Raw genomic sequence first — 13,613 nt, 5'->3', positions numbered from 1 at the left:
CACGCAGTCCGCGACGCAGGGATACCGACGTCGTCAGCATTGCGGCGGCCCGTGCTGGGTCTGGTGCGCTCGTGCGCGGAAGGTGGAGGTGAGCGACGCCCCTGACGCCGGCGCGCAAGCGGCCGAACTTCTGCGCCTGAGTGACCTATTGGACGCGCGCAGAAGCCCGAACGAGGCCGTTCCCGGCCTCTACCTCGACGACGAATCGCGTCGCTTCTAACTACCCCTGAAGGCCCGTCACGGACGCGTGACGGGCCTTTTGCATGCCCTGGAGGCATTCATGAGACCTACTGATGACGAGTGCGAGAGGGAAGGGTGCTCCTTCTTTCCTGAGCTCGTCCTGATTGGCGGTGCTGCATTGCCGGCCCGCTACTGCGGAGACGCCTGCGCCGACTTCGAATGGCTTCGGCTGACGCTGGCGGACGCTGAACCCTCGAAGGAAATCGCTGACGCGCTGCAGACGCTCAACGGATTGAGGCGGCTGCTCGACGGCCGTAACGAGCCGTCTGACATTGGTCCTCTTCTCGGGAGGATCGATGCCTGAGCTGGATATCGTCGGTAGCGCCGGCGTTGACGTTGTTCCGGTCGCACCGCAATTCCACACGAAGCTGAAGGCAATCGTGTTGCCTGCAGCGGATCGCGTTGGGGAGGAAGCCGGACGGCGTTTGGGCGACGAGATTAGCCGCCACATCGTCGTTGCGCTGCCCAACGCCATCAATCAGGGCGGCAACGCTGCACAACGAGCCGCAACTCGACAGGGATCGGACACCGGCGGGTCGTTTGCCCGGTCGTTGAAGGCGAAGCTAGAAGCGGCGTTCAAGGCAATGCCGAAGCTGGACGTCCGGCTCTCGGATACAGGAGTCGACGCTGAACTCACGCGCCTTCGGGCGAAGCTGGAGACACTCTCTAAGAAGAGAATCGGCATCGATGTCGACGCTGCAACGGCTGAGGCGGAGATAGTCCGCATTGAGGCCGAACTCGCTCGACTCGGAGCGTCACACCCGAATGTCGCGGTACGGGCCGACACGGCAGCCGCGCGGGCAGCGCTCGCGGAGATCCGTGCGGAGATCGCAGCCGTCGACGCTGCAGAGCCGAGTGTCCGCGTCGACGTCGACACGACGGGCGCACGGTCGGCGCTCATGGGTCTCGGTATCCAGATGGCAATCCTGACGGCCATCCCGCTCGGCCCTGTCATTGCCGCAGGGCTCGGAGCTGTGGTGTCCGCAGCGACGGCAGCCGGAGCGTGTCTGTAAGCACTTGTTTTGGCTCCAGTGCACGGACTTCTTTTGGCTCCACTCACCGGCTGGAGGGGGCGTGTATTGGTGTGATTCACGCCCCTGTAGCAAGGTGATTTGGCCCCACTTCGAACGAGTGGTTCCGCTGGCCGTGACCGGGGGTCGGCGCGGTAGTTTTGAAGCCTCGGTCAGACCTCCGCAAACGCGCCCCCGACAGGCGCGTGGAGGCTGCCGACCCGACTCGACTCAGGTTGCGGGCCGCCCAGTGCCCGTGGCGGCTGGACGAGAACGGGCGATGGTCTGGTCGGCACTGGGACTTGGCGGCCGGGCCCAACGCGGCTGCGGCCGGCCTCCCGTGAGGGAGCCCGGCCGCAGTTGTCGTTCGAGGTCAGCGGCGCCGTTTCTTCTGACTCTGGGCGAAGCGGTAGGAGTCGGTGCCGGTCTCGACGATGTGCGCGTTGAAGGTGACGCGGTCGACGATTGCCGTGCAGAGCCGGGGGTCAGTGAAGGTCTGCTTCCACTCGGAGAACGGAGCGTTCGACGCGATGGCGATAGCCCTCCGTTCTTCGCGCTCGGTGAAGATCTGGAACAGCAGTTTGGCTCCGGCCTTGTCCAGATCGAGATAGCCGAACTCGTCCAGACAGAGCAGGTCAACGCGGCCGTAGCGCGCGATGGTGCGGGCCAGCTTCTTCTCGTCGGCGGCTTCCGCGAGCTCGTTGACCAGGTTGACCGTGGTCGTGTAGCGGACCTTGAGCCCAGCCTCGGCCATGGCGGTGCCGATCCCGATGAGCAGGTGGGACTTGCCGGTGCCGGAGTCGCCGATCAGACAGAGCGGCTGCCCGGCCTTGACCCAGGCCGGGTCCGCCAGGGTGCCGACAAGCTCCGGCGTGACGTTCGGGTTCTCGGTGAAGTCGAAGTCCTCCAGCCGCTTGGGCCGGGGGAAATTGGCGTCTCTGACCAGCCGCTGTTTGCGCCGTTCCTCGCGTTCGGCGCACTCGGCTTCCAGCAGGTCGGCGAGGAAGTCCTTATAGCTGGACCGCTGGCGCATCGCCTCATCGGCCATCTCCCCGACCCGGCTGCGGATGGTGGGTAGGTGCAGGCTGCGGCATGCCTCGTCGATGGCCGTGTCCACGGCCTCCTCCGGTCCGACATCCCGACGGGGCGGCGGGACGTGCTGGCGGGTCGGTGCAGCGGTCGTGCTCATGCAGTGCCTTTCGGTTGGCGGGTCAGGAGCTGGTCGTAGTGGCTCACGGTCGGCAACGGGCGCTTGTCCTCGGGAAGCTGGGCCCTGCGGGCTGTCAGTGACACCACCCCGCTGGGCTCGGCCCACGGCGGCGGATCGTCCCCGTCGTCCACCTCCTCAGCCGGATCAGGTGCCTGCGCGGCTGCCTTGCGGGCCTCGACGGCCACCACGTCCGCGGTGACGGCGCCCGCCCGGATCGCGGCTGCCATGCCCAGCTGGACCGCCTCAGCTGGCATCCGCCGGTGCAGCAGCAGAATCTCGATCAGGGCCCTGGTCCCGGCCGCGTCTCCATGCGCGGTGCGGGCCGCGGCCCAGAACGCCTCGTGGACCTCGGTGAACGAGCCGTTCTGCCGGGCAGTTGCCAGCGCGGTGGAGCCGGCCATGGCGCCCGGCTTGGCCAGCAGGATCTCCAGGTAGTGATCGAGTTCGTCGCGGAACTCGCCCCGCCGGGTCAGCCGCGGGTGACGGGCCACGATCGTCCGCCGCTCGAACACCAGCAGTTCATTGCCCCGCAGCAGCACGCGCACGTTCTGCCCGATGAACCGGGCAGGCACCGAGTAGTGGCACTGGCGGACCGTAATCCGGCTGCTGCGGTCGACCTTCGGGGTCAGCGTGATGCCGCACTCGAATTCCTCGAACGGCAGCGGCACCAACTGGTCCGTCTCAGCAGCGAAGTTGAAGCCGATGGTGGTCAGCCTGCCCGACAGGATCCGTGCGTCCTCAGCTGCGTCGATCGCGGCGATCTTCTCGTTCAGTTCGCCCAGCGAGGCAACCTCGGGGACCGGGACGAGGTGCGTGCGGCGGAAGCGTCCGCCCTCGTGTTCGACTCCGCCCTTCTCGTGGGCGCCTTCCTGGCCGGGGATGCAGTAGAAGGCGTCGAAGCCGTAGTGGGCGCGGAAGTTGAGCCACCGCTCCGACTCCACCCGGCTGCGGCCGGTGCAGATCCGGTTGACCGCCGGCTTCAGATTGTCGTAACGGATGTGCCGGGCCGGCACCCCGCCCAGCACGTTGAACGCCTCGACATGCCCCTCCATGAAGGACTCCTGGGCCTGCGAGGCATAGACCCGGTGGACGGCCTTGCCCGAGTACGACATCCGCAGCGTGAACAGGTGGCACCTGACCACCTCGCCCGCCAGCCGGACCCACACGTCAGCGAAGTCAACTTCCGCCTCCTCGCCGGGAAGATGCACCTGAGGGACCATCCCGTCCAAATGCCGGTGCCCCTCCCGGGCCTCGGCCTCGATCTGCGGCCGCCGGACCAGGAGGTAGTCGCAGACCGTCGAGTACGACGCCTGGTCGAAGCCGTATTCCTGCGCGAGCCGCTGATGGATCCGCCGGGCGGTGTGCTTCTGCTTGCGCGGTGCAGTGAGGTCCTCCCGCAGCATCGCGTCGATCCAGCCCTTGGCCGGGTCCAGGACCGTCGCCCGCGGCACCGGTTTCTTCCTGGGCGGCGGAACCGCCGAATTCAAAGCCTGCCGCACCGTCCGCCGGTGCACTCCGTACTTCTCCCCGAGAGCCCGCTGCGACAGCTCCGGATCGAGACGTCTGTCCCTCCGGATCGCGGCGAACAACTCAGCCCGCGACAAACCCACCCCGGCCTCCCGACACGACCGCGATCAACACACACGGCCTCCGACAAGACCGTGATCGACGCACACACCCTGCCGCCGCCGGGCGGACGGAGCAGTGCATTCACTCCAAAGAGGGCACGTCGCAGCACGTGCTCGCCAAGTGGAGCCAGATCAACTTCGTACGCCACGGAGCCACTTCAGATCCGTGCACTGGGGCCCAAAGAAGTGCTTACAAACACGGAGCGGCAGTCGGAGCCTTCGGACTTGCCTCCGTCCCCGCCATCAAGGGCGTGGGGGAGGCACTGAAGGCGCAGAGCGCCGCGCAGAAGGACACCACGCAGGCGACGAACGCGGGAGCCAACGCCGGCGTTCAGGCGTCGCAGCGAGCGCTTCAGATGGCCTCCGCCCAACAGGCACTCGCCTCCGCCCACCGTCAGGCGGCTACCTCCATAGCCAACGCCAACGACGGCGTGGCACGCGCAGAACGCAGCCTCGCTGACGCGCAGCGCGCGGAGCTCCAGGCACAGGAGCAGCTGACGACGGCTCGGAAGACGGCTGCTCAGCAGCTGCGGGACCTGAACGCCCAGCTGGAGGAAGGTGCACTCTCCCAGAGGGAGGCTGCACTCCGCGTCAGGGAAGCAGAGCAGCGCCTCCAGGAGGTCCGTAAGGATCCGAAGGCATCGCAGCTTCAGCGTGACGAAGCGCAACTGACGTACGACCAGGCCAAGCTTCACGCGAAGCAGCAGTCGCAGGACTACAAGGATCTGCAGAAGTCGGCCGCGGAGCAGCGGAAGGCCGGCGTCGAAGGCTCTGACGTCGTCCGCCGGGCGCAGGAACGCGTAGCCGCCGCGCATCGCAATACCGCGGATCAGGCTGCAGCCCTCGTCAAGGCGACGAAGGCCGTAGCGACCGCGCAGGTACAGGCGGCCGACGCCATCAAGTCCGCGGAGCGCGGCATAGCCGCTGCCCGGCTGTCCGCGTCGAAGGTGACCGCCACGGCGACGACGAAGCAGGACGAGTATCAGCGGGCACTCGCGAAGCTGACACCATCACAGCGCGAGCTGTACGACTCCATAGCCGGGCCGCGTGGCATCAAGAGCGCGTTCGATGCGTGGCAGAAGAGCCTTCAGCCGGCGACGCTCCCCATCTTCACGAGGGCCGTCGACGGAGCGAAAGCCTCGCTGCCCGGACTGACGCCGCTCGTCCTGGCAGCATCGTCGGCAATCAAGACGCTGATGGACAAGGCTTCCGCAGAGCTCAAGACGCCGTTCTGGCAGGGCTTCAAGAAGGACATAGCCGAGAGCGCTAAGCCTGCCATTGTCGGGCTTGGAGTCGCCTTCGGGAACGTGCTGAAGGGCATGGCAGGCGTCATCGACGCCTTCCTACCGCACATGGATGGCATCTCGTCGACGATGCAGCGGATCACGGGACGATTCGCGGACTGGGCTAAGAACCTGAAGGGCTCTCCGGAGTTCGAGGGATTCCTTCAGTACGTGAAGGATAACGGGCCCCCGCTCGCGGAGTTCCTGGGCAAGATCCTCACGGCCATGCTCGACTTCTCGAAGGCCGTTGCGCCACTTTCGACGGCGTTGTTCAAGGTCGTTGGACCGTTGTTCGACGCCATTTCGTGGTTGGCGACGGAAATGCCTGGCCTCGTCCAAACTCTTTGGGTGTTGTACGCGGTAAACAAGGCCATCACCCTCGGAATGGCTGCGTTTGGCATCGCGATGGGCATCTACAACACAGCCGTTGCGCTTGCCGCACTGGAAACGTGGAGTTGGTCCGCGGCGTTGGCTGCTACGGGAATTGTCCCGCTGATCATGGCGATTGTGGTAGCTGTCGCTGCGCTCGTCGCGGGGATCATCTGGGCGTACCACAACGTCGGTTGGTTTCGCACTGCAGTCGATACGACGTGGGCGGCTATCAAGACGTCGACAGAGTTCCTCTGGACGAAGGTGCTGCAGCCCGTATTCTCCGGAATATGGACGGCACTTAAGGCCATCGGTGACATTGCCGTGTGGCTGTGGGAAAACGCACTCCGCCCGTCCTTCGACTTCATCGGCAAGGCCGCTCAGTTCCTGTTCACCGCTCTGGTAACGCTCGTCCTTCTGCCTGCGTACCTGGCGTTCAAGGCTCTCGGCGTAATCGGAATGTGGCTGTGGGATAACGCGCTAGGCCCGGCGTTCCGTGGCATCGGCGACGCGGCAATGTGGCTGTGGAACAACGCGCTCAGTCCCGCCTTCACCTGGATCGGTGACAAGGCAAAGTGGCTGTACGACAAGGCTATCGGGCCTGCGCTGAAGGAAGCCAAGAAGACTTTCGACGCCCTCGGCGCCGCTGGAAAGTGGCTGTGGGAGAAAGTCCTCAGCCCGGTATTCGGGTGGATTGGCGACAAGGCGGGATGGCTGTACAACAAGGCCATCAAGCCGGCATTCGACAACATCAAAAAGGCCGTACAGGTCGTCAGTGATTCCTTCGAAGATGGCAGGAAGGCCATCAAGAAGGCGTGGGATCAGATCCAGGGCATTGCCAAGGAGCCAGTTAGGTTCATCCTCAAGTACGTTTACAACGGCGGAATTGTGCCGTTGTGGAACAAGGTTGCGGATATTACCGGTGCCAAGCAACTGAAGCCACTGAACCTAGACAAGTTCGCAACGGGCGGCATCATGTCCGGGTACTCCCCGGGACGAGATGACCGTGTCATCGCCGTGGGTGGCGGTGAGGCCATCATGCGCCCGGAGTGGACGCGCGCAGTTGGCGCGGACCGAATCAACGAGTGGAACGCAGCTGCCCGTTCCGGCGGAATCAGCGGCGTTCAGCGAGCCATCTCCGCGGGCATGCCGGCCTTCAAGGACGGCGGAGTTGTCGGGTGGCTGAAGAACAAGGGAAGCGCGGTCGGAGACTTCTTCTCCGGTGCCGCGGACTTCCTGGATCCGACGAAGGTTTTCGGCAACGCGAAGAGCTACGTCAAGGATCAGCTGAAGCCGATTCTAGCGAATCCGTGGGCACGCTCACTGGCAGAGATGCCCGGGAAAATGCTGACGGCCCTGAAGGATAAGGCGCTCGACTTCCTGGGCTTCGGCGGAGGCGACGGCGGGGGACTGTGGACGAAGCCCGTCAACGTCCCCTACGGCACGCCGTTCGGTAAGGCCGGTTCGATGTGGAGCTCCGGTCATCACACGGGCCTGGACTTCCCTGCAGCCGTCGGGACGATCATCAAGGCCGTGGCCGACGGAAAGGTCAGCCAGGCGACGGGCGGAGGCCCGTACGGCAATCACGTCATGATCAACCATGGCGGGGGACTGGCCTCCCTGTACGCGCACATGTCGCAGATGCTGACGTCGGTTGGTAAGTCCGTGAAGCAAGGACAGGCCATCGGACGAGTCGGCGCAACCGGCAACGTCACCGGGCCACACCTCCACCTGGAGGCGCGCCGGAACGGCAAGGCCGTCGATCCCATGCAGTTCCTGACGGGTGGCGGGGGAACCGCGTTCAACGCGAAGGCTGCGGGCTCTGCTCAGGCTTACGCGAAGAACATCCTCGGCAACTACGGATGGGGGCCATCGCAGTTCGGTCCACTGAAGGAATTGTGGATGCACGAATCGGGATGGCGTTGGAACGCGCTCAACCCGACGTCCGGCGCCTACGGCATCCCGCAGGCTCTGCCCGCGGAGAAGATGGCATCCGAGGGCGCTGACTGGCGGAAGAACCCTGCCACGCAGATCCGTTGGGGCCTGGACTACATCAAACACCGCCCGGACTACGGCAGCCCCGCAGCCGCGTGGGCGAAGTGGCAGTCCAGGTCACCGCATTGGTACGACGAAGGCGGCATGCTCCCCACGGGGCTCTCTCTCGTCGTCAACGGAACCGGAAAGCCGGAGCCCGTATTCACCTCCGCTCAGTGGGACACCCTGCGTGCGAACGCCGGCCAGGGCGGCACTGCGCCGAACATCACGGTCGAAAACCACGTGTGGGTTGGAGACCGTGAGATCACGGAAATCGTCGATCACCGCATCGTCGTCCACACGGACGCTGTAGCCGGTGCGATCGACGTCGGCCGCAACCTCTGACGCACATCCTGACGCACGCTCAGGGGCCGCTTCCGACAGGGAGGCGGTCCCCTACGCACCAGCTCATCACGCCCCGCGCGCCGACATGGACGCGGGGCGTTCCCGTTCCTGAGAGGACAACAGACATGGACTTCACTGCGCCGGCCAAGACTCAGCCCTCCACCTGCTTGCACTGTGGCGATCCCATTGAGCAGAAGGCGGGAGCCGGACGCGTCAAGCGGTTCTGCACCCCGTGGCACGGTCGGCTCTTCCGTCGCGCTACGGGCTTCGCGCTCTGACGACCGGCACCCTTGACGTGCTTCCGTCGTGAGGTGACGCTCGTAGAACATTGCGCAACGAACGCGACCATGGAGGAGCCATGACGTTACGGTTCATCGCGAAGGATCCGAACACGAACGGCGACAACTGCCCGACGGTATGGGTCGACGAGGAGAAGCAGGAGTTCGTGATCCAGGGTTGGAAGGCCGACGAGGTGACGCAGGCTGAGTGCCTGGCAGCCGGGCCCATCCCTGACACGGAGACTGTCCTCCGTCTGCCAGTCCGCATGGCAGCTGTCTTGAGGGAGGCATGCGATGCCGCAGAAGGTTCCGTCCTTCGCTGAGTTGCTGGCCAACTGCCAGCGCTCCGCCGTGCACCTGGAGATGCGAGACGTCTACGGGGTCGCGGACGAAGACGCGGACTTCGCGGCATGGAAGGCAGGACACCGCTATGACCTGGACGACCGGTCGACGTGGTGGAACGGCTTCCATGACGTCGTGGCCGAAGCGGTAGGGCGCGGCGCCGTTGTACGTCGTGCCCGCATCGTCTCGGAGCCAGTCACCGACTACATCCGGTACGAGCATGCATGCACCGCGCAGAACATCGCGGCCGGCGAGCAAGTGCGCTGGCTGCCACGTCGGATGGCGTCGGACTTGATGCTGCCTGGCAACGATCTGTGGATCTTTGACGACCGACTGATCCGGTTCGGTCTGTTCTCTGGCGACGGCGCGTTCATCGGGCACGAGCTGGAAGAGGCGCCGGACGTCGTCAAGCAATGTGCAGCGTCCTTCGAGGCAGTGTGGGGCCGCGCGGTCCCGCACGAGGACTACCGGGTCTGACTAACACACACCATGGCCCCGTTCCCGTCGTCCAGCGTCCAGGCTGCCCGTAGCGCGCTCGCTGCGCGCCTGCGGGATCTCCGGCTAGATGCTGGGCTGACGGGTCGGGAGCTGGCAGCACAAGCCGTCTGGCAGCCGTCGAAGGTGTCGCGGCTGGAGAACGCTAAGACGCCTCCGTCGGACGCCGACATTCGCATGTGGTGCCGCGTGTGCGGAGCAGAGGATCAGGCGCCCGACCTGATTGCCGCGAGCCGGACGGCTGAGTCGATGTACGTCCAGTGGCGACGGCTGCAGCGCTCCGGCCTGCGCCGGCTCCAGGAGTCCCGCGTCCCGCTGTATGAGCGCACCCGCGTGTTTCGCGTCTACTGCGCCAGCGTCGTCCCCGGACTGCTCCAGACTGACGAGTATGCAACGTCGCTCCTGACGAACATCACGGAGTTTCACGGAACGCCGGACGACGTCGGGGAGGCGGTTGCGGCACGGCTCGCACGGTCGCGCGTGATCAGGGAAGGCGATCACCGGTTCGCCTTCCTACTCGAAGAGTCCGTCCTCCGACACGTGGTCGGGGGAGTGGAGACCATGGCGGGACAACTGGGCTATCTGCTCGCGTCCATGGCGTTCCCTGCCGTATCGCTCGGGATCATCCCTGCGGGCGCCCCGCGGAAGATGTGGACGTTGGAGACGTTCAACGTCTTCGACGAGGACAGAGTTCACGTGGAGCTGCTGACGGCAGCCGTCAGTGTGACAGCCCCGGGAGAAGTCGCTCAGTACGTCGGCGCCTTCGCGGCGATGGCTGAGCTGGCCGTGTACGGGTCTGCGGCTCGGGCACGCATCACTGCCGCGATTGACTCGCTCGGGTGACCTGCGTGCAATTCCGTAGAACTTCGTAGAAGGTGCGCTGTGCCCTTTCGTAGCGTCGTGCATAGGACGACGAGACGAGGTGCGGAAATGAGCTTCCCGTGGGCGACGACGCCGCCGGTACGTCTGATGGACCCGACAGATTTCGGGCCCCCTACGCCGAGTCCAGGCTGTGACGTCTGCGCGGCCCTGGAGAAGCAATGGCGCCAGGCGACGGAGGTAGGCAGCCCCGCCCATGACCCGTCGCACGCCACGGATTTGGCCGTAGAGATCAGGCGTCACCCGCACGCGGGCCGTCAATGAGTCCCCGGACCATCATCCGCAGCGTGACGCACCGAATCACGCCGCATCCGGACACTGACGTCACCTTCGAAGCGGAGTGCCTCGCATGCTCCTGGAAGGCCACGCCGTCGACGGACGGCAAGGCGGTCGACGTGGAGCTTATGAGCCACGCTGGCCGGAGCAACCACAGAGGCTTCCGACGGGTAGTCACAGGGTTCGCCTTCGTCGTCCGTGACGGGGAGGATCCCGCGCCCACGGGCGCCACCTAGACGCCGCTCCGGATGCTGGCCCCCGTCCCGCATCCGGAGCGGTACAGACCCGTGTGACGGTCGGCTCGCCGGCTGCCGCACGGTGGGGCGGCAGGGTCGCGGGAACCGGTGAGGTCGGCCTCCCCGCGGCTCTGTCCGCTCACCCTCGACGACGTGGCAGCGAAGCTAGTCCCTATATGCGGCCCCGGCAGCCCTCTTCCCCCGTGGAGGGTTGCCGGGGCTTCTTCGTGCCTTGACACAGGAGGGCGGAGACCGCTCCGGAGGTTCCTACGGCCGGTTTGAGCAGCCCGTATCCTGGAAGACATGCGTTTCCTTAACCAGCGGACCGGCCAGGCTGACCTATGTCCTTCAGTGCCGTACGACCTCACGTACGACGACGTTTTCATGGTGCCGAGCCGCTCCGCCGTCGGCTCCCGCCAGGCCGTCGACCTCTCCGCTCCCGACGGCACCGGCACGACCATCCCGCTGGTCGTCGCGAACATGACCGCCATCGCGGGCCGCCGTATGGCAGAGACGCTCGCCCGCCGCGGTGGCCTCGTCGTCATCCCCCAGGACATCCCTATCGACGTCGTCACCGACGTCATCTCCTGGGTCAAGACGCGCCACCTCGTGCTCGACACCCCGATCGTGCTCGCCCCCGGCCAGACCGTCGCCGACGCGCTGTCCCTGCTGCCGAAGCGCGCTCATGACGCGGGCGTCGTCGTCGACGCGGACCACCGGCCGATCGGCGTCGTCACCGACGCCGACCTGTCCGGCGTGGACCGCTTCACACAGCTGTCCGAGATCATGTCCAGGGACCTGCTGCTGCTCGACGCGGACATCGACCCGCGCGACGCCTTCAACAAGCTCGACGCCGCCAACCGTCGCTACGCCCCTGCCGTGGACAAGGACGGCCGGCTGGCCGGCATCCTCACCCGCAAGGGCGCGCTGCGCGCGACCCTCTACAGCCCCGCCGTCGACAAGGACGGCAAGCTGCGCATCGCCGCCGCTGTCGGCATCAACGGCGATGTGGCGGGCAAGGCCAAGCAGCTCCTCGACGCGGGCGTCGACACGCTCGTCGTCGACACCGCGCACGGCCACCAGGAGTCGATGATCACCGCGATCAAGGCGGTCCGGGCGCTCGACCCGCAGGTGCCGATCGTCGCGGGCAACATCGTCGCCGCCGAGGGTGTACGCGACCTCATCGAGGCAGGCGCGGACATCATCAAGGTCGGTGTGGGCCCCGGCGCCATGTGCACCACCCGCATGATGACCGGCGTGGGCCGGCCGCAGTTCTCGGCCGTGCTGGAGTGCGCCGCCGAGGCGAAGAAGTTCGGCAAGCACGTCTGGGCCGACGGCGGTGTGCGCCACCCGCGCGACGTCGCCATGGCGCTCGCCGCCGGCGCGTCCAATGTCATGGTCGGCTCCTGGTTCGCCGGTACGTACGAGTCGCCGGGCGACCTCCAGCAGGCCGCCGACGGGCGTCTGTACAAGGAGTCCTTCGGCATGGCGTCCGCCCGCGCCGTCCGTAACCGTACGAGCGAGGAGTCGGCGTACGACCGGGCCCGCAAGGGACTGTTCGAGGAGGGCATCTCCACCTCGCGAATGTTCCTCGACCCGACCCGGCCCGGTGTAGAGGACCTGATCGACTCGATCATCGCGGGCGTCCGCTCCTCCTGCACCTACGCCGGCGCCGGCTCGCTCGAGGAGTTCGCCGAGAAGGCGATTGTCGGCATTCAGAGCGCCGCCGGCTATGCCGAGGGCCAGCCCCTGCACGCCAGCTGGAACTAGCAACTTCCATCCGTGTCCGGCCCGTGCGCTCGCCGCGCGGGCCGGACACGGTGTTTTGGCATCAACTCGCTTTCCCCAGGCATGTGTGGAGCAAGCCGGGGTATACGCGCTCTGCACTGACCACGGAGCAGGGGAGGACCAAGTGTCCACGGCGAGCACGGTCCCGGCCGAACGCACGCAGCCTGGAACACAGCGCCCGAACATGGCGGAGCTGGATCTTCCGGACGTGGCGAACCCGGGGGAGGTGGCACCCAAGGACGCACGTGAGATCTCGAGGCTCTTCTTCGTTCGGCTCGCCTCGCTGGAGGAGGGCACGCACGAGCATCAATACGTACGGAACACACTCATCGAACTCAACCTGGCGCTCGTCAGGTACGCGGCCGGCCGGTTCCGTAACCGCGCGGAGCAGATGGAGGACATCGTCCAGGTCGGCACCATCGGCCTGATCAAGGCGATCGACCGGTTCGAGCTGAGCCGTGAGGTGGAGTTCGCGACCTTCGCCGTCCCGTACATCGTCGGTGAGATCAAGCGGTTCTTCCGCGACACGAGCTGGGCCGTGCATGTGCCGCGCCGGCTGCAGGAGTTGCGGATCGATCTGGCGAAGGCCACCGACGAACTCTCCCAGCAGCTCGACCGCGCGCCGAGCACCGCCGAACTGGCCGTGCGCCTCGGGCTCGACGAGGAAGAGATCATCGAAGGCGTGGTCGCCAGCAACGGCTACACGGCCGGCTCGATCGACATGCCCATGGACGACGCGTCCGACCACGCGTCGACGCCACTGTCCGACCGGCTCGGCGCGCCCGACGCCGATCTGGAGATCGCGGAGAACGTCCAGGCGCTCAAGCCCCTCATCGAGGAACTCGACGACCGCGACAAGAGGATCCTGCAGATGCGCTTCGGCGAGGAGATGACCCAGTCGGAGATCGGTGCGGAACTGGGCGTTTCCCAGATGCATGTGTCCAGGCTGCTGACGCGCATCACCTCACGGCTTCGTGAGGGCCTGCTTGGGGTGGAGTGAGACTCCACCCCACGCAGCACCATTCCCCCCAGGGGAGAAGCGGCGTCCCGACCACCGGGACGCCGCTTTCGCCTGCTGTCTTCGGCGTGCGCGATTCCGCGTGCTCCAGTCCGCGTGCTCCAGGTCCATGTGCTCCAGGTCCATGTGCTCCAGGTCCATGTGCTCCGGGTCCGGGAATCAGCAGCGTGGTCTCTGCTGGG

Annotated in this window: 10 protein-coding genes; 8 read left to right on the top strand and 2 right to left on the bottom strand. The window is 66.2% G+C overall.

The window, feature by feature from the left end; translation table 11 throughout:
• The first annotated feature begins 280 nt into the window (after positions 1 to 280).
• Positions 281 to 544, top strand: a complete 264-nt coding sequence (locus OG735_RS07025) for a hypothetical protein (protein WP_327322262.1) — start codon at positions 281 to 283, stop codon at positions 542 to 544.
• Positions 537 to 1,253, top strand: a complete 717-nt coding sequence (locus tag OG735_RS07020; RefSeq protein ID WP_327322261.1) for a hypothetical protein — start codon at positions 537 to 539, stop codon at positions 1,251 to 1,253. Before OG735_RS07025 ends, OG735_RS07020 begins: the two co-directional genes overlap by 8 nt.
• A 370-nt stretch (positions 1,254 to 1,623) precedes the next feature.
• Here the strand turns inward: OG735_RS07020 and istB are convergent, their stop codons facing one another.
• A complete protein-coding gene (istB, locus tag OG735_RS07015; RefSeq protein ID WP_327321140.1) occupies positions 1,624 to 2,439 on the bottom strand; it encodes an IS21-like element helper ATPase IstB in 816 nt (271 codons plus the stop codon).
• Complete coding sequence (gene istA / locus OG735_RS07010; protein WP_327328165.1) at positions 2,436 to 4,064, bottom strand: IS21 family transposase; 1,629 nt, start codon at positions 4,062 to 4,064, stop codon at positions 2,436 to 2,438. The genes istB and istA overlap by 4 nt, the downstream gene beginning before the upstream one ends.
• A 275-nt stretch (positions 4,065 to 4,339) precedes the next feature.
• On the opposite strand from istA, the gene OG735_RS07005 reads away from it, so the two are divergent.
• From OG735_RS07005 to OG735_RS06975, 6 genes are all read left to right on the top strand, one after another.
• Entirely contained in the window at positions 4,340 to 8,119 is a 3,780-nt protein-coding gene (locus OG735_RS07005; protein ID WP_327322260.1) for a peptidoglycan DD-metalloendopeptidase family protein, read from the top strand.
• Between the two features lie 572 nt (positions 8,120 to 8,691).
• On the top strand, positions 8,692 to 9,216 hold the full coding sequence (locus OG735_RS06995) for a DUF6879 family protein (protein WP_327322258.1): 525 nt from the start codon (positions 8,692 to 8,694) through the stop codon (positions 9,214 to 9,216).
• Positions 9,217 to 9,228: 12 nt separating this feature from the next.
• Entirely contained in the window at positions 9,229 to 10,077 is an 849-nt protein-coding gene (locus OG735_RS06990; RefSeq protein ID WP_327322257.1) for a helix-turn-helix domain-containing protein, read from the top strand.
• A 296-nt stretch (positions 10,078 to 10,373) separates the two neighbouring features.
• Positions 10,374 to 10,625 carry a DUF7848 domain-containing protein gene (locus OG735_RS06985; RefSeq protein ID WP_442812388.1) on the top strand — a complete coding sequence of 84 codons (252 nt, stop codon included), beginning with the start codon at positions 10,374 to 10,376 and terminating at the stop codon, positions 10,623 to 10,625.
• Positions 10,626 to 10,928: 303 nt separating this feature from the next.
• Positions 10,929 to 12,395 (top strand): GuaB1 family IMP dehydrogenase-related protein, encoded by a 1,467-nt coding sequence (locus OG735_RS06980; protein ID WP_327322255.1) that lies wholly within the window; start codon positions 10,929 to 10,931, stop codon positions 12,393 to 12,395.
• A 142-nt stretch (positions 12,396 to 12,537) separates the two neighbouring features.
• The gene (locus tag OG735_RS06975; RefSeq protein ID WP_442812387.1) at positions 12,538 to 13,413 is read left to right on the top strand and encodes an RNA polymerase sigma factor SigF; all 876 of its coding nucleotides are present in this window, start codon (positions 12,538 to 12,540) and stop codon (positions 13,411 to 13,413) included.
• Positions 13,414 to 13,613: the final 200 nt, after the last annotated feature.

Source organism: Streptomyces sp. NBC_01210, from assembly GCF_036010325.1.
Classification (GTDB): Bacteria; Actinomycetota; Actinomycetes; order Streptomycetales; family Streptomycetaceae; genus Streptomyces.
This window is presented reverse-complemented; position numbering and strand designations above follow the sequence as displayed.

Excerpts from the sequence above, each read along its gene's own strand:
- OG735_RS07025 (WP_327322262.1), top strand. The coding sequence starts at position 281 with ATGAGACCTACTGATGACGAGTGCGAGAGGGAAGGGTGCTCCTTCTTT.
- OG735_RS07020 (WP_327322261.1), top strand. The coding sequence starts at position 537 with ATGCCTGAGCTGGATATCGTCGGTAGCGCCGGCGTTGACGTTGTTCCG.
- istB (WP_327321140.1), bottom strand. The coding sequence starts at position 2,439 with ATGAGCACGACCGCTGCACCGACCCGCCAGCACGTCCCGCCGCCCCGT.
- OG735_RS06995 (WP_327322258.1), top strand. The coding sequence starts at position 8,692 with ATGCCGCAGAAGGTTCCGTCCTTCGCTGAGTTGCTGGCCAACTGCCAG.
- OG735_RS06990 (WP_327322257.1), top strand. The coding sequence starts at position 9,229 with ATGGCCCCGTTCCCGTCGTCCAGCGTCCAGGCTGCCCGTAGCGCGCTC.
- OG735_RS06985 (WP_442812388.1), top strand. The coding sequence starts at position 10,374 with ATGAGTCCCCGGACCATCATCCGCAGCGTGACGCACCGAATCACGCCG.
- OG735_RS06980 (WP_327322255.1), top strand. The coding sequence starts at position 10,929 with ATGCGTTTCCTTAACCAGCGGACCGGCCAGGCTGACCTATGTCCTTCA.